18 protein-coding genes are annotated in these 18,649 nt (G+C 33.7%); 16 read left to right on the forward strand and 2 right to left on the reverse strand.

What is annotated here, in order from left to right; all coding sequences use genetic code 11:
• The first annotated feature begins 2 nt into the window (after positions 1-2).
• From BMY79_RS08495 to BMY79_RS08505, 3 genes are all read left to right on the forward strand, one after another.
• Positions 3-1,145, forward strand: a complete 1,143-nt coding sequence (locus BMY79_RS08495) for a PDDEXK nuclease domain-containing protein (protein ID WP_074730762.1) — start codon at positions 3-5, stop codon at positions 1,143-1,145.
• An 82-nt stretch (positions 1,146-1,227) separates the two neighbouring features.
• Positions 1,228-2,214: a site-specific tyrosine recombinase/integron integrase gene (gene xerA, locus BMY79_RS08500; RefSeq protein ID WP_074730763.1), complete on the forward strand. Its 987-nt coding sequence runs from the start codon at positions 1,228-1,230 to the stop codon at positions 2,212-2,214.
• Between the two features lie 16 nt (positions 2,215-2,230).
• On the forward strand, positions 2,231-2,779 hold the full coding sequence (locus tag BMY79_RS08505; protein ID WP_074730764.1) for a restriction endonuclease subunit S: 549 nt from the start codon (positions 2,231-2,233) through the stop codon (positions 2,777-2,779).
• On the opposite strand, the gene BMY79_RS08510 is transcribed toward BMY79_RS08505, so the two are convergent.
• On the reverse strand, positions 2,776-3,387 hold the full coding sequence (locus BMY79_RS08510) for a restriction endonuclease subunit S (protein ID WP_177176435.1): 612 nt from the start codon (positions 3,385-3,387) through the stop codon (positions 2,776-2,778). The genes BMY79_RS08505 and BMY79_RS08510 overlap by 4 nt on opposite strands.
• A 105-nt stretch (positions 3,388-3,492) precedes the next feature.
• Here BMY79_RS08510 and BMY79_RS08515 point away from each other — a divergent pair, with 105 nt between their 5' ends.
• The 13 genes from BMY79_RS08515 (at position 3,493) to BMY79_RS08575 (ending at position 18,410) form a co-directional block, all read left to right on the forward strand.
• Positions 3,493-3,999: a helix-turn-helix domain-containing protein gene (locus tag BMY79_RS08515; protein WP_074730766.1), complete on the forward strand. Its 507-nt coding sequence runs from the start codon at positions 3,493-3,495 to the stop codon at positions 3,997-3,999.
• A 16-nt stretch (positions 4,000-4,015) separates the two neighbouring features.
• Entirely contained in the window at positions 4,016-7,120 is a 3,105-nt protein-coding gene (locus tag BMY79_RS08520) for a type I restriction endonuclease subunit R (protein ID WP_074730767.1), read from the forward strand.
• A 20-nt stretch (positions 7,121-7,140) separates the two neighbouring features.
• Complete coding sequence (locus BMY79_RS08525; RefSeq protein WP_207645452.1) at positions 7,141-7,860, forward strand: PD-(D/E)XK nuclease domain-containing protein; 720 nt, start codon at positions 7,141-7,143, stop codon at positions 7,858-7,860.
• A gap of 38 nt (positions 7,861-7,898) precedes the next feature.
• A complete protein-coding gene (locus BMY79_RS08530) occupies positions 7,899-9,656 on the forward strand; it encodes an ATP-dependent nuclease (RefSeq protein ID WP_074730768.1) in 1,758 nt (585 codons plus the stop codon).
• Positions 9,653-10,987, forward strand: coding sequence for a UvrD-helicase domain-containing protein (locus BMY79_RS08535; RefSeq protein WP_074730769.1), 1,335 nt, complete (start codon positions 9,653-9,655; stop codon positions 10,985-10,987). The genes BMY79_RS08530 and BMY79_RS08535 overlap by 4 nt, the downstream gene beginning before the upstream one ends.
• A 331-nt stretch (positions 10,988-11,318) precedes the next feature.
• The gene (locus tag BMY79_RS08545; RefSeq protein WP_074730771.1) at positions 11,319-13,346 is read left to right on the forward strand and encodes a DUF4357 domain-containing protein; all 2,028 of its coding nucleotides are present in this window, start codon (positions 11,319-11,321) and stop codon (positions 13,344-13,346) included.
• Between the two features lie 125 nt (positions 13,347-13,471).
• Positions 13,472-14,701, forward strand: a complete 1,230-nt coding sequence (locus BMY79_RS08550) for a DUF4238 domain-containing protein (protein WP_074730772.1) — start codon at positions 13,472-13,474, stop codon at positions 14,699-14,701.
• A 233-nt stretch (positions 14,702-14,934) separates the two neighbouring features.
• On the forward strand, positions 14,935-15,102 hold the full coding sequence (locus tag BMY79_RS12385) for a LexA family protein (RefSeq protein ID WP_330390114.1): 168 nt from the start codon (positions 14,935-14,937) through the stop codon (positions 15,100-15,102).
• 77 nt (positions 15,103-15,179) lie between these two features.
• Positions 15,180-15,314, forward strand: a complete 135-nt coding sequence (locus BMY79_RS12465) for a hypothetical protein (RefSeq protein ID WP_278320624.1) — start codon at positions 15,180-15,182, stop codon at positions 15,312-15,314.
• 187 nt (positions 15,315-15,501) lie between these two features.
• Entirely contained in the window at positions 15,502-15,651 is a 150-nt protein-coding gene (locus BMY79_RS08560; protein ID WP_083383518.1) for a helix-turn-helix domain-containing protein, read from the forward strand.
• Between the two features lie 180 nt (positions 15,652-15,831).
• A complete protein-coding gene (locus BMY79_RS11895; RefSeq protein WP_278320626.1) occupies positions 15,832-16,047 on the forward strand; it encodes a DDE-type integrase/transposase/recombinase in 216 nt (71 codons plus the stop codon).
• Between the two features lie 67 nt (positions 16,048-16,114).
• Positions 16,115-16,318, forward strand: coding sequence for an integrase core domain-containing protein (locus tag BMY79_RS11900; RefSeq protein ID WP_177176436.1), 204 nt, complete (start codon positions 16,115-16,117; stop codon positions 16,316-16,318).
• Positions 16,319-16,928: 610 nt separating this feature from the next.
• A complete protein-coding gene (locus BMY79_RS08575) occupies positions 16,929-18,410 on the forward strand; it encodes a hypothetical protein (RefSeq protein ID WP_074730774.1) in 1,482 nt (493 codons plus the stop codon).
• On the opposite strand, the gene BMY79_RS08580 is transcribed toward BMY79_RS08575, so the two are convergent.
• Positions 18,407-18,649: IS3 family transposase (locus BMY79_RS08580; RefSeq protein ID WP_143065835.1), on the reverse strand; the 243-nt coding region annotated here is incomplete at its 5' end. The genes BMY79_RS08575 and BMY79_RS08580 overlap by 4 nt on opposite strands.

Here is an 18,649-nt window from a genome sequence, read left to right on the forward strand (position 1 = left end):
TTATGAATGAACTAATTGAATACAATATGTCAGATGACTTACAAAAGGATTTATATGGCATTATTGAAAATGCACAGCAAACTGCAATTGTATCCGTAAATAGTGTACTTGTGATTCGTAACTGGCTCATTGGAATGCGAATCTCAAGAGAAAAAATGAGTGGAACAAGATCTGAACGCTACGGAGAAGGTATTATATCTGAATTGGCTGATGAGTTAACTAAAAAGTATGGCAAGGGTTTTGATAAACGCTCTCTTTATAGATATGTACAGTTCTATCAGAGTTATCCTGAGATTGTGGGGATAATGACCCCACAATCTCAGGATATAGAGAATACCGGGATTGTGGGGATGACGACCCCACAATCTGGTGAACATGCGATGATAGTGAAAGGCAGAAGAATACTTACATGGTCTCATTACGAACGCCTACTCCAAGTTTCAGATACTACAGCAAGAGCATGGTATGAAAAAGAGGCCATAGAACAGTCTTGGTCTGTTAAAACTCTACGAAGAAATATTAGTACACAGTACTATGATCGAATGCTTTTATCAACTGACAAAGACTCAGTTAAACTAGAAATGCAAGAAAAGACAAATCCATATCAGAACAAATATGAGTTTTTAAGAAATCCTATTATTGCTGATTTTCTCGGAATGGAAGAAAACAGAGAGTATCTTGAATCTGAACTAGAAAAGAATATTATTGCAAATCTTGAAAAGTTCATGATGGAATTGGGAAAAGGATTTGCCTTTGTTGAACGGCAACAGAGAATTCATACAGAGAAAGAAGACTATTACATAGACCTTGTCTTTTATAATTTCATCTTGAAATGCTTTGTGCTAATAGATTTGAAAATTGGAAAAATAACACATCAAGATGTTGGGCAGATGGACATGTATGTTCGGATGTATGATGAGTTAAGAAAACAACCGGAAGACAATCCAACGTTGGGAATAGTTCTGTGTTCTGAGACAGATGAGGATATTGCACGATATTCTGTCCTACAGGGAAATGAGCAACTTTTTGCTAGTAAATATCGACTTTGTTTGCCTACTGAAGAACAGTTACGTGCGGAAATAGATGCACAAAAGGAAATATTTTACATGCAGCATCCTGAATTGGATAAGAAGGAAAAAAAGTAGTAATAAAATCCTAAAGGCGGCAGGATTAACACAGGCGGAACTGCCGCTCATATCGTTCTCACATATATTAAGGAGTAACGATATGAGAGATGAATTAATTTCTGAAGTAGTTCAGAGAATGTTGCCATACCTTGATAACAAGCAATTGGTAGATTTGCAAAATAATTTAAATCAAGTTCTTCAAAGATATGATGTGGAACTTATTAATGGTGGAAACTCAGAAAATGACAACCAAGAATTAGTTGGAAAATTTATTTCAGCTAAAAGAGTAGAAGGCTGCTCTGAAAAGACGTTGAAATATTATTTGGCAACGATTGAATCTATGACTTGCAGTTTGGAAAAAGATGTACGAATTATTCAAACCGAAGATTTGAGAAAATATCTTACAGACTATCAGATGCAAAATGGCTCAAGTAAGGTAACTATTGATAATATACGAAGAATTTTATCAAGTTTTTTTGCATGGTTGGAGGATGAAGATTACATCATTAAAAGCCCTGTTAGGCGTATTCATAAAGTTAAGACTGTAAGTAATATAAAAGAAACTTATACAGATGAAGAGCTTGAATTGATGCGTGACAATTGTGAAGAATTAAGAGATTTAGCAATTGTAGATATGCTTGTATCGACAGGCATGCGTATAGGGGAAATGGTTTTATTGAACCGTGATGATTTGAATTTTAATGAGCGCGAATGCATTGTCCTTGGTAAAGGCAGCAAAGAGAGAATAGTATACTTTGATGCCAGGACAAAATTGCATTTGCAAGAATATTTAAAAAACAGAGTAGATGATGACCCCGCATTGTTTGTGACTTTAAGAGCACCATATAAACGGATTCAAATTGGCGGAATTGAGAGTAGATTACGTGAACTTGGAAAAAGTTTAAAGATAAGTAGGGTTCATCCACATAAATTTAGAAGAACTTTAGCGACAATGGCTATAGATAAAGGAATGCCTATAGAACAATTGCAAAGATTGTTAGGGCATCAGAGGATAGATACGACTTTGCAGTATGCAATGGTCAAACAGAGCAATGTGAAAATTGCTCATAAAAAATATATAGGTTAGGAAGGTGATTGACATAATGGAAGAATGGAGAAAAGTTAGATTAGGTGATGTATGTAAGACTAATACAGATTCTTATTCTCCAAAAGAGAAATGGGATTATGTAAATTATTTAGATACAGGTAATATTACCAATAACAGGATTGATTCCATTCAATATATAGATATAAAGAATGACAAACTACCAAGTAGGGCGAGGAGAAAAGTGAAAACTAATAGTATTGTATATTCTACAGTACGCCCTAATCAGCGTCATTTTGGCATAATAAAAGATTATCCCGAAAACTTCATCGTGTCTACAGGATTCACAGTTATTGATACGGATGAAGCTGTTTTAAATGCAAATTATCTTTATTATTTATTATCGCAACCTACTTTGGTGGAATCACTTCACGCTATTGCAGAACAAAGTACATCTGCGTATCCATCAATAAAAGCATCTGATATTGAGGATTTAGAGCTAGAAATACCAGATATTACAATTCAAGAAAAGATTGTAGATATTCTAGGGTGCTTGGATGCAAAAATAACAAATAATATAGAAATAAACGATAATTTAGCGGCTTAAACGTCAATGGTTGAGACATCTAGCTTGCCAGACATCAGTTGTGGCAATAAAGCGTCACGAACCTGAGCTAATCTTACTATCTCCTGTTCGTTAGATTTGGTCATAGCAATAAGTGGGGTAATAAGCCCAAGGTATTCAAACATTGCCTGATCACTAAGTACAGGTATTGGTAATGATTTTATGGTTCCAAGGCTTAAGTTGGCCTGTACAGCTTGTTGGATTCGTTTTGTATAGTAGTCATTATGCCAGTTGCCTAAGAAAAAACTATATAGGTATTCAGGAGTTACTTTGCTCGTGTCAGCTCGTATAATGGCAACAGCCTGATTGGTATTAGCAGGCAAAACACTGTCATCAACGAAGGCAAAACGCCCAAGCGACCCAGCAATGGTAAAAACAATATCCCCTGCTGAAATAATTGACCGTTTTAAAAGATTATTTGTTTCATCATCGATATAGGCGAATTTGTTTTTATCAATTGAATGATTATCTTGTATGGACTCAGCTTTTATAAAGTTGATACCCTTAGATACAAATGGTTTACCAAGGGTTGTAGGTGTTGTACCTTTGGTAACAACAGCGCAAAGATCGGCAAGAGGAACTTGAGTCATGGAATCCACTTCTGGATTATCCGTGAACCAATGCTTAAAAATTGCACTTATTTGCTGACGTAAATTATCGTTTAGTATTCTTTTGAAAGGAGAGACTTTGACAACATGGAAGAAAAAATATTGGATTACTTGATAAGCGCCGAGGAGCCTAAAAGTATAAGTGATATATGTATGGAACTGGAGATATCAAGGGCTTCTGCGTTAAGGAAAATTAATAATTTAGTCAACAATGGCAAGATAATAGCGGTTGGGGCTGCAAAAAGAAAATATTTTATTGCAAATAACCAAGGCGTTACAGCGGCTGATTATGACAAGTTAAAAACAAAATCATTAGAAATATTGGTACCAGCAAAGGCTGCTAGTGATGATGCAAAAGAAGAAATAGATGCATTGAGAAAAGAAATAAAAAATATGTATGCAAATATGATTACTATCATGGCAGTATTTGTAGCTATATTCTCTATTGTTTTTGCGGGAGGAAATTTTTTGTTTCAAAGTGTAAATGAAACTTGGAGTATTCATACTTTGATAGCGTTTGGTGCCGCAGAGGGTGGCATAATTATTGCTATTTTAATAATGCTTTGGGCAATAAAGAAATTTTTGAATAAATAAAATTGAGGGGGTTATTATGACAGCATTTTACACTGAAGCTGATTATGAAAACTCAATAATAGAGCTTTTTAGAGACATGGGTTACCAGCATATTTATGGACCAGATATTGAAAGAGACTTTACAAACCCATTGTATGAACAAGAGTTATTATCTGCACTTTCTAGGATAAATCCTAAAATGCCAGATGATGCTATTTCTGATGCACTTTTTAAATTAAAGAATTTTGAAAATGCAGAGTTAGTACAGAAGAATGCTATATTCATGGAGTATTTGCAGCATGGTATCGAAGTACGCTACTTGGTAAAGGGAGAAGAACGTTCAGGATTAGTATATCTTGTTGATTATAACAATCCATCAAAAAATTTTTTTGTAGTTGCAAATCAATGGACTTTTGTTGAAAACAGTAACAAGCGTCCTGATGTTTTATTGTTTATAAATGGACTCCCTTTAGTTTTGATTGAATTAAAATCTCCATCAAGAGAAGAAACAGATGCATCAGAAGCTTATACACAAATACGAAATTACATGCATGAGATTCCTTCAATGTTTATCTATAACTGTATCTGTGTAATGAGCGATCATCTCACATCTAAGGCAGGTACCATAACATCTGGTGAAGACAGATTTATGGAATGGAAGACTAAAGATGGTAATTATGAGAACACACAGTATGCACAGTTTGATACTTTTTTTGAGGGTATTTTTGAGAAGGAAAGATTCTTAGATATTATAAAGAATTTCATATGTTTTTCGAGTGATGGAATCAAGAGAGCTAAGATTTTAGCTGGTTATCATCAGTATTTCGCTGTAAATAAAGCTGTGCTTTCTACTAAGCATGCAACAGAGACAGATGGTAAGGGTGGTGTTTTCTGGCATACACAAGGTAGTGGTAAATCCTTATCTATGGTTTTTTATGCTCATTTACTTCAGGATGCATTAGAGAGCCCTACAATTGTTGTTATTACCGACAGAAATGATTTGGATGATCAGCTTTTCGGACAGTTTGCAAAGTGCAAGGATTTTTTACGCCAGGAACCGGTACACGCTGAGAGTAGAGAACATCTTAAGTCTTGGTTAGAGGGTAGAAAGGCCAATGGTATTATCTTTACTACCATGCAGAAGTTTGAAGAATCTGATGAGCCATTATCAGAGAGACGTAACATAGTTGTTATGGCTGATGAAGCGCATCGTGGTCAGTATGGTTTGAAAGAAAAGGTAGATGCTGAGACTGGTAAGATTAAGATTGGTACCGCAAGAGTCATCAGGAATAGTTTGCCAAATGCTACTTACATTGGCTTTACAGGTACACCTATTTCTATGAAAGATAGAAGTACTAGAGAAGTTTTTGGTGATTACATTGATATTTATGATATGACACAGGCTGTAGAGGATGGAGCAACACGTCCTGTTTATTATGAGAGCCGTGTAATTAAACTTAAACTTGATCCAGACACTTTGAAATTAATTGATACAGAATATGACATCATGGCTAATAACGCAGATCCAGAGGTCATTGAAAAGAGCAAAAAAGAACTTGGCCAGATGGAGGCAATCCTTGGAAATGACGAGACCATTGCTTCGTTAGTTGATGATATTTTGGATCATTATGAGAATCATCGAGAAAATCTATTAACAGGAAAAGCTATGATTGTAGCTTATTCTCGTGCGATTGCTTTAAAGATTTATAGACGTATTTTAGAGATTCGTCCTAGCTGGGAAGAAAAAGTTGCAGTTGTTATGACAGAGAGCAACAAAGATCCAGAAGATTGGCGTGAAATAATTGGAAATAAGCGTCACAGAGATGAATTAGCAAAGCAGTTCAAAGATAATGAGAGCCCATTGAAAATCGCAATTGTTGTAGATATGTGGCTTACTGGATTTGATGTTCCATCTCTTGCTACCATGTATGTATATAAGCCTATGCAGGGATACAATTTGATGCAGGCTATTGCTCGTGTTAACAGAGTATTTGGTGATAAAGAAGGTGGACTTGTTGTAGACTATGTTGGTATTGCATCAGCTCTTAAGCAGGCAATGAACGACTATACAACAAGAGATAAAAAGAACTATGGTGATACAGATGTTGCTACGGTAGCTTATCCAAAATTCCTGGAGAAGCTATCTGTTTGTCGTGATTTATTCCATGGATATGATTATTCAAAATTTACTAATGGCACAGATTTAGAAAGATCCAAAGCGATTAGCGGTGCAGTGAACTTTATCGTTGATGTAAACAGAGAAAGAGAACGTGAAGATTTTCTTAAGGAAGCTTTGTTGCTTCGTCAGGCTTTATCACTGTGTTCATCACTTGCACCTGAAGAACTAAGAATTGAAGCAGCTTTCTTTGAATCGGTTCGTGTTCTTGTAATGCGTTTAATGAATAATGGTGAAGGAAAGAAGATTTCTTTACCAGAAATGAATGCAAGAGTTAATGCTCTATTGGAACAGAGTATTAAGAGTAGCGGAGTTATTAATCTGTTTTCAGATGTTGATGGCGAATTTTCACTATTTGATCCTAAATTCCTTGAAGAAATAGGTAAGATGAAGGAGAAGAATCTAGCTGTTGAGTTACTGAAAAAATTAATTTCAGAACAGGTTATTATTTACAAACGTACAAATGTTGTTAAGTCTGCAAAGTTCAGTGAAATTATTCAGCAGGCAATGAATAGATATCTCAATGGTATGCTTACAAATGAGCAGGTTATTGAAGAACTTTTAAATCTTGCAAAGCAAATCCAAGCTGCGCAGCAAGAAGGTCAAAAGCTGGGATTAACAGCAGATGAATTGGCATTCTATGATGCTCTGACAAAACCTCAGGCTATAAAAGATTTTTATGAGAACGAGGAATTAATTGCTATTACAAAGGAACTAGCAGAGGCATTACGAAAGAGTAAAACTATTGATTGGCAGAAGCGTGATTCAGCCAGAGCTAGAATGCGTATGATGATTAAGAAACTTTTAAAACATCATAAATATCCACCAGAGGGCATGGATGATGCGGTTCAGACAGTCATGCTTCAGTGTGAACTCTGGGCTGATAACAACGATATGATGGGAGAAAGAGTATCAAGTTATGCTTTCAGATTGGGGGAGTACGTTTCAGAAATCAATAAACAATAGAGATAAAAGAGGAAATTTGAATGACATTAGAAGAATTGATTGAGCAGGGTCCTAAAGTAAAAGAAAAATGCATTAGTAGGGGTGGAATGGAAACCATATCTGGTGAAGAGTACAGTACATGGTTAATGAAATGTAGTCAAAAATTGTTAAGTGATTTCCCGGGTAAGCCACTAACAAATGATTTTATAGAGAGAGCCAAAAATGCTAATGGCAATTTTTCATCAGAATATGACGAACTAATGGGAATACTGAAATCGTTTGAAGGAATAGAGACTAATAAGACGGATTTATCTATTGATTGTATCCTTTCTATGGTTTTGAACAGATTTCATAAAATGGCAAGAAGTATTAAAAATCGTCATGCCAATAGATCAACCTTACTTATAAAGGATGAATATGATGTTCAGGACTTATTACAGGGGATACTGCGTTTGTTTGTTGATGATGTTAGACCGGAAGATAATACACCATCAAATGCGGGCGGGAACTCCAGAATAGACTTTCATTTACCTGAATATGACATGTACATTGAAACTAAAATGACAAGAGAAGGATTAACGGATAGAAAAATAGGGGAAGAACTATTAATTGATATTGGACGATATAAAAACTCATGCTCTACACTAGTTTGTTTTATATATGATCCAAAAGAAATGCTGGATAATCCATATGGATTGATAAAGGATTTGGAAAAATTGAGCACAGAAGATTTGACCGTTAAAGTGTTTGTTAATCCATAATATAGTGCGCATATTATAAGTATGGGAGGGTGAATAAGTTGTATATATCACATGTGACCATTGAGAATTACAGAAATCTACAAAGTATTGATGTGGATTTACAACGGGAGACGGTTGTTGTTGGAGAAAATAATGGTGGTAAGAGCAATTTTTTGAGAGCGATTACATTACCGCTTGTTTCTGATGAAATTGCTTATACATCTAAAAACTTATCATGGCAAGATATCAATAACACTGCAAAAGAAAACTATTATGATTTTTTATTAAAAAACAAGAAAAATATCATTGATAATAAGTTGGAGTTAGAAACATTTAAAGAGTCGGTTCCAACAATTGTAGTTGAATTAACATTGATGCCAGATAAGACGGAATTGTACGATGTAAAAGATTTTATTTGCAGTGTTGATAAGGATAAAACTGAATATAAAATTCGTTATGAATTTGCGCCAAAGATTGATGAATTATGGGATAGAGTTCAATCTATTATGCTGCACAATGCTATAAGTGAATCATCTATAAAACAATACCAGATGAATTTGTTGCCAACAGATTTATACTCATATACTATTTCGGTCCCAGAAAAAAATGAAAAAATACCATATGATACTTTGAGAAGATTTAAGTACACTTCATTGGAAGCGGAACGAGATAATTTTTCTCTTTCAACAGATAAGCTTGGATCAAAATCTTTAATTCATTTACTGCAGATGAAATTAGATGATGAGGCAAAACTTAAGGTTGAGCAGGAATATCGACATTTTTTTGAAACAATTAAAACTGTTAGTAAGATGGAAGAGATTATTAACTGGCAGGATAATTCAGAAATCAAAAGAGCAAAGGACTTTTTCGACAAGATTTCTGTTTTGCCTAACATGCCATCTATGACATCTATATTGAATAGTGTTCAGCTTGGATATGATGGGCAATCTCTTTCAACTCAAGGGTTGGGGTATAGAAATCTTTTATTAATGTTGGTGCTCATAAATTCATTGGCTGAAATAGAAGATCTTTCTTTAGATGTATTAACTGTTGAGGAGCCGGAAGCCCATTTGTGTATAAGCAATATACGACTGATGAAAGGTTTTTTAAATGCTTTTACGGAACAAAATGATTTTGTACAGCTAATATACTCAACTCATAGTCCTGAATTGATTGGTAAAGTTGATCTTTCTAACGTAGTGGTATTACATCAAGGAAAGGCTTTTTCTTTATCAGCAGAGCTTAAGGAGAAGTCTATAAAATATCTCAGTAAAAATCCGAATGTGGATATTTATAATTTGTTATTTACAAAGAAGTGTATTTTAGTAGAAGGATTAACAGAAGAATTGTTGATCAAGGCCTATTTACGTTCAAAGAGCGAATTGAATGAAATTGAAGTTATTTCATTTCATAAGGGCTATATAGACATTATTGATATATGGTTGCACTTAAATGAGAACAGTACCAATAAGCTTGGTGTTGTTAGAGACTATGATAATCAAGATAATGCGAAAAAAGAGCACGAAAAATATAATAAATACAAGAATATAATTGTTGCCACGACGACGGAATACACGCTTGAACCAGAAATAGTTAAAGCTGGAAATAATTTAGAGGCATTAAAGAAAAAATATGGTTCCAGATTCGGTTGGGAAAATATGACAGCTGATGAAGTGCAAAACGATTGGAGAAATTCAAAATCGTTTATCATGCTTGATATTTGTCAGGATTTGATAAATGGAGATTTGCCTGACTTTGTAATGCCTCCGCATATTCAAAAAGTATTGGATTTTATGATTGAGGGGGGAAAGTCTTGAGAATAATAATTGCGGGTGCTGGTTCAGGAAAGACAACGAGCATGGCAAGTATAATAGCGGAATCAGCTAATAATAGATTGCAGGGTAAGTATTATTTTTGTATTGCTTTTACTAATAATGCGGTAGAACACATTTCTAGTAAACTTAGAGAATTATATCATGGGGAGATTCCTAAGTATATAAAAGTCATGACGATTCATTCCTTTTTATATCAGGAAGTCATTAAGCCGTATTATTATTTGCTCTACGGAATAAGCTACGAAAGAGTATCTCTAAAACCCTTAGGGAATAATGCAAAGTACCATGCGAAAGAAGTATCTGATCTTGAGAAAAGGGGTGCACTTCATGTTTCTGCAATTACGCAAAGAGCAATGTGGGTTTTGAAGGGGAAATCTACTGATAAAAAGGCACATAAGGATAAGCGGAAACAGATTATAGATGTATTTTCAAATTATTGCGACCATATATTTGTTGATGAAGCGCAGGATATCGATGATTCTACTAAACAAATTTTAGAGACGCTAGATGATAAAGGAATAGATATCACTGCTGTGGGAGATCCCAAACAAGACTTGCATGGCTTTGGAAACTTGCGAATGCTATCAGAAAATAAGAATGTCAACGTTGAATATATAAACCGTTGTTATAGGTGCCCAATGAAGCATCTAAGGATTAGCAATACTATCGTAAATGATAATGAAATTCAAAATTCAGATATAGATGGGGGACTTGTACGGATACGATTTGAAACAGATATACCTGATATAGGTGAGTTTATAAAGGCTGAAGGATTTGATTTGGCATATATTGTCAAAAAGAATAATCGTTTTGATACACATGCTGTTAAGCAGGACGGATTATTTGATGGACTATATCATTTGATGCTTGAGCTTATTCCAAAATATTCTGATGATACTGATTTAATGATTCATAGATATTCATATTGGGCTGCTCAACGCTTTATAAATGATGCAACTAAAGGAAAAGAATTATCTAAAACAGTAAGAAGAGTTTTTGATTGTAAAATTGAGTCAAAAGAATATGCACAGATAGCTTCACTGATAAATAATGTTCAAAACAATGAGGCTAATGTTCTAGTTAGCTCTATAGAGAGTATAAAGGGGCAAGAAGGTAACAACTGTTTGTTTATATTGTCAAAAGATTTAGCGTCGTATTTGTTTTTAGATAAGAAAGACGATAATAAAATGAAAGCTGCATTATATGTGGCTCTTACCAGGTCTAGAAAAGATTTGACGATTTTGCTGACAACTGAAGCCGAGAAAAAATACTCTAAAAAATTTGTAGAAGAATATTTTAGCCAATTTACTTAAATGATTTTTTTGAGCATAAGGAAAGTGTTTTTGATTTATCAACTGCAGGAGAATACTTAAGTAACAGTGTTTTTAAAGAAGCGTTGCTATCATTTAACTTTAATGATTTGTATTATTTCTTGGCAGGATTTAAAGATATATACGAATACTGTGGATTGTTTTATGGGATTTATAAAGCATTTGTTGATCGGATGATTAATGAAGGTAAAAGACCTATCCGTGATAAAGAAGATTTGAACAATTATATGCAGTTGGCTGAGAACTTTTGGAGAATACAAGCTGAAATACTACAGCATAGCGAACGTAAGAAGTAAAGAAAAAGGAGGACATTATGAGCGAAATTACAGGACATGAGTATCCATTATTAAAAATATTCAGCTCAGATTTTGAGTATCATATTCCTGCATATCAGCGACCTTATGCATGGACTGTTGAAGAAACAAGTACTCTATTTGATGACTTGTATAGTTTTTATACATCTGAGCCTGAAGATGAGAATTACTTTTTGGGAAGTATTGTTCTTATAAAAGAGAATACAGATAGAAGAGCAGATGTTATTGATGGTCAACAAAGATTGACTACATTAACAATTCTTTTCGCAGTTTTGGCTGCTTGTTTGAATGATTCAGATAATAAATCATCCTGTATGGAAATTTTACAGGAAAAAGGAAATAAGCTTGCTGGAATTGCAAGTCAGCCACGAGTGTTTTTAAGAGAGTGGGATCAGGAGTTTTTCAATAAATATATTCAGAATGTGAAGATTGAAGAGTTATTGAAAATTGATTCTGCGAAACTGGATACTGAATCAAAAAAGCATATACAAGAAAATTGTAATGTTTTGAAAGAAAGATTTAGTGAAACATTTGGAGATGAAGAAGATGAATTGCTACGATTTAGTAGCTTCTTACTTAATAGATGCTATCTTGTTACTGTATCTACGCCAAGCCAAGCCTCTGCGTTCAGAGTTTTCTCAGTAATGAACAGTAGAGGATTAAACTTGCTTCCAACAGATATCATTAAGTCTGAGACGATTGGTAAGTTACCAACTGAGTTGCAGAAGCAATATACAGATAAGTGGGAAGAATTAGAAAATCAGGTTGGTAGAGATGGATTTAATGAAGTGTTTACACATACGAGAACCATTTTTACTATGGAAAAAGCAAAGAAGAATTTACTTGATGAGTTCAGAGCTTATGTTATATCGGAAATATCTAGTCCCAAATCACTTATTGATGATTATTTGGAACCATATACGATAGCGTATATGAAACTGAAGAATTGTGAGTATACATCCTCAAAAAATGCAGAGGAAATAAATGGATATTTGTATTGGCTTAACAAGAACAATAATTATGACTGGATGCCATTAGCAATTCTATTTATGACAATGTATCCAGATGATCATGATTATTTATTATGGTTTGTTAAGAAGCTGGAACGTATTGCTTCATATTTGCAGGTGACAGCTCAGGATGTAAACCGTAGAATGGCGAGATATAAGTTTATTCTTGCTGAAATGAAGGAACATCCTGATAGTACACTTGATAATCCGCTTAAGAATATTGAATTAACAGAGTGGGAAAAAGAAGAGTTCTTAAAAACTCTTAATGGTGAAATATATACGATGCCATCAGCTCGTCGCAATTATATTATTCAAAGATTGGATTCCTTTGTGTCTGATGGAGGAGCAACATACAACACGAAACTATTTACGATTGAGCATGTTCTTCCGCAGAATCCTAGTGCCAGAAGTGAATGGTATGATATTTGGCCAGACTCAAAAGATCGTCAATACTGGCTGAATAGGATTGCAAATTTAGTTCCTCTTACAAGACAGAGAAACAGTGCAGCACAGAATTACGACTTTGAAACCAAAAAGACAAAATACTTCACCACCAAAAATGGAACTGCATCATATAATCTTACAACTCAAGTAATTAGCATAGATGAGTGGACTCCTGAGATTGTAAAGCAAAGACAAAAAGATTTATTGGATGTTTTTACTAAGAATTGGGATCTTGATAAAGATACAGAGAATAAAGTACATGATAAGTTTATTCTATCGGGTAGAGGAGGAAATGCTTCGGGGTATCCGCTTGATGATGATAACTTCGTAGTTGTTGCCGGAAGTAAAATTTCCAAGGACGTAACCGAAGGATTTCAGCATGGATACTTGGAATTAAGAGAATCCTTAATAGAAGATGGCACTATTTCTAATGGTGTTTTCGTAAAAGATCATAAATTCTCAAGTTCATCAGCTGCAGCAGCTGTTGTACTTGGTAGAGCAGCAAATGGTCGAAAAGAATGGACGCTGCTTGACGGAAGAACATACGGTAAGTATGGACAGGTTGAGGCATGATTTCAAGTAAAGCGTAATAGAAAATATAATTTACGGTCTTCAGGATTACTTTGGAAGTAGTTCAGAAGGCCGTTATTGATGATTCAGAAGTATGTTATATTCGGTATAGCGAATTAAGAGGGGGGATGAATTTGCCAGTAACAAAAAATCAGCATTATGTGCCACGTTTCTATATGAAACCATTTTCTAATATAAAAAACGCTGGTGCAAAGAACGAAAAAGTTCTTATTTCATTTTATCAATTTGATAACAATATATTAAGGGATAATGTTCCTACTTCTTCAATTTGTTCGGAAGATTTTTTTTATGATAATGATGGTAGCGTTGAAAAGATGTTGGCACAAAAAGAATCAAAATGGTCAGAAACTATAAAAAAAGTGTTGGATAGCTCTAAAGTTGATGAAAAAGATTATTATTACATAAAAGAGTTTGTGCTGTATCAGATAACAAGGTCAAAAGCAATGAAAAATCATACTCAAGACATGGCGGAGAATATACTGACAGATTCATTGTTTAATATGACGAGGAATCTATCAAAAAATTGCATTAGACCGTTAGTAAAAGAAAGAGTAGAGAAGGAATTAACACCCGATTTCAATATTAGTATGGTTAATGAATTAATATCAGTTCTTGATGATTATGAAATTGATATATTAATTAATAAAACAGATTTGAATTTTATTACTTCAGATGTTCCGGTAATTATTACAAATCCTTTTGATGTTCATAGAGCCGGACTAGCTGATATAGGGACTGTGATTTTTTTCCCCATCTCTTTAGATAAAATGATTTTACTTTATGATAAGAAATTTTATAAAAAAATAGATAAAACTATATGTCAATCTGAGGTTGTAAAATCAATAAATAAATATCAATATATTAGTGCAGATGAAAGGATAATGTCTCAAAACTTAGCAGATTTTCAAGATTATATAAATGATAGGCAATTAAATTTTGAACGGGAAAAATTAAAGAATCAAACGAAAGTAAAAACTGCTAAGAAGATGAACGGAACTTTTATAGCAGCAATGGGAATAGGAATTACATATACTATTAACATTCCATTGTTTGCATTACCTAAAGCCCTACGGAAGATTCCGGTAGAATTTCGAGAGACTTTTCCACGACAATATAGTATTGAAACTAGAAGGGCAGTTTTATGCAGAATATATAGAGATCCTGACGATTTTATTGTTGATCATACACTTAGGGAACAGTGGAAGAATGGGCAACAATACTATAAGAAGATTCTTAAATTTTTGGATTATTATTGGGAGACTCCTAAAGAAGATTTGAATATAACACCATTGCTAATGCATCAGTTGAAGACTGTGCCAGTAAATCAATTTTTATAAAAAGGATAAATTACTTAAAGATGAGTGGCTTGGTATAGATGTTTTGGTGGATTGCATTATATACCTCAACATAATTAAACAAATATCTACTTGAAATTCTACGGCAGTGTATAGTACGGCATTACTTTGTGGGAGTCCATTTTTAAGGACAGGCTTTTTTGCTACAATTAGAATCATAAAAGGGGGAGTGCACGATTTTCGAGGCTTATCGGCTATTTAAAAAATTTTTGTAGATTGTTGTTGCTTTAGTAGCAAATGAGAACACGCTGAAGCGCTATTTTGTAGACAAAGAGAATCAGAAGATCAGACTTTATCCTGAGAATAAGACCATGAAAGATATCATTGTTTCAGAATGTGAGATTCAGGGTGTAGCGGTCAAGGTCATTAAGAACCTTGAATAATTAATGCTAAACAGTTAAAAAGATCAGAACAGTCGCAATATCGGGCAAAGATTCTGTGTACTACTCCGGAATATATAATGACAGGTACATCACCGGCTGGAGAAGATCCTTATATTTTTGCTGTGGTGGCACTTATGGAGACTATGAAGATATATAAGGAAAAGGAGATAGCACTTGAACATGTGAAGTTGGTTATAAAAATGAATGAATAAGCTGAATCAGGCTGCCGAGATATTCCCAGTGGCCTTTTTTATATGTGTGAGTGTGCAAAACGCACACCTGATGATAGCGGAGTGCAGACGACTCGGCATGGACAAAGCATTATGTACTGGTATACTAAATTGGTAACACCTTGGACAGATAATATGTTATAAATAATATTATCTAGGAGGACCAATTATGTCAGCAAAGTACAATGAAGATTTCAAAAAGGAAGTAATAGATGCATATATTAAAAGTGCAAAATCTTATGCAGAGATTGCCGCAGAGTTTAATATATCCAAAAAATCAGTCCGTGATTGGACTAAAAAATATAGCGAAGAATGCTAGTACACAACTAATAATAAAAAACAATATGGTCTAAGATGGCTTTGTATTCACTTTAAGATAAGTCTTAATAGTTATTATAATTATCTTAAAGGTAATAAAAATGAGTATTATGCTCAAAGAGAAGTTATATTTGATAGAATCAAATATATTTTATATAACTTATTAAAGCAAGATTTTACAATTAGCAAGAAAAATAAAGTTTGGTGCACTGATTTTACTTACATGAGACAAGCAAATGGCAGGTTTAGATATAACTGTACAATTATAGATTTATATGATAGGTCAGCAATTGCTTCAGTTAATGCAGATTATATGAATACAGAATTGGCAATTAAAACACTAAACGAAGCTTTAATAAAAGAAAAGAAACCTAAAAAACTTAATTCTACATTCTGATCAAGGAACACAATTTACTTCATGGGAATTTGTAAAATTTTGTAAAGATAACAGTATCATTCAAAGTATGAGTAGAGCGGGTTGTCCATATGACAACGCTCCAATGGAAAGATTTTATAATACATTTAAAAATTGTTTTTATTATAGGTTTACATTTGATAGCGTTGAAATGTTAGACAAAATGACTAAGCAATATATTAACTGGTATAACTACGTCAGACCTCATACTCATAATAATAATTTAACACCAATGGAATTAAGGTTTAGCTAATTTATCCGTCCGACTTGTTACCAAAAATGTTGACCAGTACAGTGTCTGCAGAGAAAGTGTACAAGAATGCCCCAGGTCGAAAAATTCCACCTATGCAAGAATTACGAGAGGAGTATGGTCGGATTTTAGCCGAGAAAAAAGCAGAGTTTCTAGAGTATGCCCAGATTAAAAAAGACATGAATGAGTACCTGATAGCCAAGAAAAATTTGGAACTCCTATACCAACAAGAAGAGGAGAAAAAAGGAAAGAGAGGGTCGCGATAAGCAAACCCGAAACTCACATCAGAAGGATGTGTTGTAAAAGTCGCCTACGTATTTGTCGGACAAATGCATTGCTTGCCACAACGACACTTTCGCGTTAACGGAACACTAGAAATAATACCCTAAGGAGGATCAAAAAGATGAAAGTAAACGTTAAAGCAAATCAATTTAAGAAAAGGGTTGGTAAGGAAAGCTATGGGTCTAATGAAAGGATAGTGTTAGAGTGAGAGTGGATTAGAAAAATGGAAACTTATAAATATAAATAGATGTTTTTAGGCCAAGCCATTATACTAAATATGATGGCTTGGTAATCATTAAGAGTATCGTAGATTATGTTGGGAGGATATAACGTGGATATAATTACAGCGAAAATGATAAAAGAATATAGTGAATCACATAAGAAAGAAATAGAATCATTGTTGCCAGAACTTGTGAAAAAGCTTGTTATTGCTTCAAATACAGAGGTTCGTAACCATAGATTTCCAGCAGGTGATGATATTTGGTCACCTGGATATGATGGTATAGTATATTCTGAGAAGGAGACGACGTATGTAAGCAGTGGTTGTAGTGTTTGGGAATTCGGTACCAATAATAGCACATTAGATAAAATTGAGGCTGATTATAAAAAACGTACAGAAAATTCACTTGGTGTAGAAAAAAAACAAACAGTTTTTTATTTAGTTACGTCAAAAATATGGGCTTATAATACTACTATTACGCAGTGGGAAAAATATCATAAGGACTGGAAACAGGTAAAAGTTTATGACGCAGTTATTTTAGCAGATTGGATAAATAGCGAGCCAACAGTTTGCGCATGGTTTCTAGCTCAAATTAATAAAACCGAGTTGTATAGTTTTTTTACTGTTGAAAAAGCATGGGATAAATTCTCAAAAAGGACTTCTCCATTAATGGTAACTGAGCTTTTTCTAGCTACAAGAGAAGAAAAAATTGCTGACTTTATGAAACGCTTAGAAGAAGATACTCATCATATTATAGTGAAATCGTATACTAGAGTAGATGCATTAGGATTTGTTCTGTCTTTGTTAAAAGATAAAGATAATTATTCTGAAAATGTGATTGTAGTTGAAAATGAGGTTACTTTAAAAAAGTTAATGGAGATTTCAAAAAATCAAGTTTTTATTCTGATGTTTAATTATGAAGGAGAGCTGATTAATGATAATAATAGAATAATTATTTGCACAAATAATGAGGCTGTAAGTTTGAAAGATGCAATTCAACTAGATATTTTGCCTAAACATGCTTATGAGACGGCGTTAAAAAACATGGGATTATCAGACGGGGATGTCTATGATATATATTGCTTTACACATGGTAATTTAAGGGCTTTAATTCGTAAAATACCAGGGAATTATATAGAAAACAAGCCAGACTGGGCTGATAAAGATTCTATAGACGCATTGGCTCCACTTGTTTTTATGCGTACAATAAATGTTGATATGGATAAATATATCGTTGAAAAATTATCAGAAAAATCTTTTGAGGAAATACTGAATATATATAATAAACTTTCAAGAATTGAGGATGCTCCATTAAAAAAAGTATGTAATCGATTTGTAATTGTAAATTATGAAGAAGCTTGGGATGTTTTAGGACTTGCTTCAAATCAATTGTATTATAATAACTTAATCAACTTAATAAAGAGCTTTTCAAATATAATACGAACAAACCAAACGCAATATATAAGGTCATTTAAAGATTTCGATAGGATTTTAAGGAATCTATTTCTGAATCTAGTGTATTATTCATATGAAATTAGCTACGATATAAAACTGATATGTACCCAGAATCCTGGACACATATTTATGAACTAGGCGGAACACATGGATGCTATCCTGTATTGTACAGGTGGCATCCATTTTGTTTTTGCCTGAATTCTTTTGTTATTGTAGTAATCTATATATTCTTCAATCGCTTTTGAAAAGTCTTCAAAAGAAGCATAGTCTTTCTCATAGCCATAATACATCTCATTTTTTAATCTTCCAAAGAATGTCTCCATAATACAATTATCATAGCAGTTACCTTTTCGAGACATAGATTGAATAATTCCATG

It is taken from the genome of Lachnobacterium bovis (assembly GCF_900111325.1).
In the GTDB taxonomy this organism is placed as follows: Bacteria; Bacillota; Clostridia; order Lachnospirales; family Lachnospiraceae; genus Roseburia; species Roseburia bovis_A.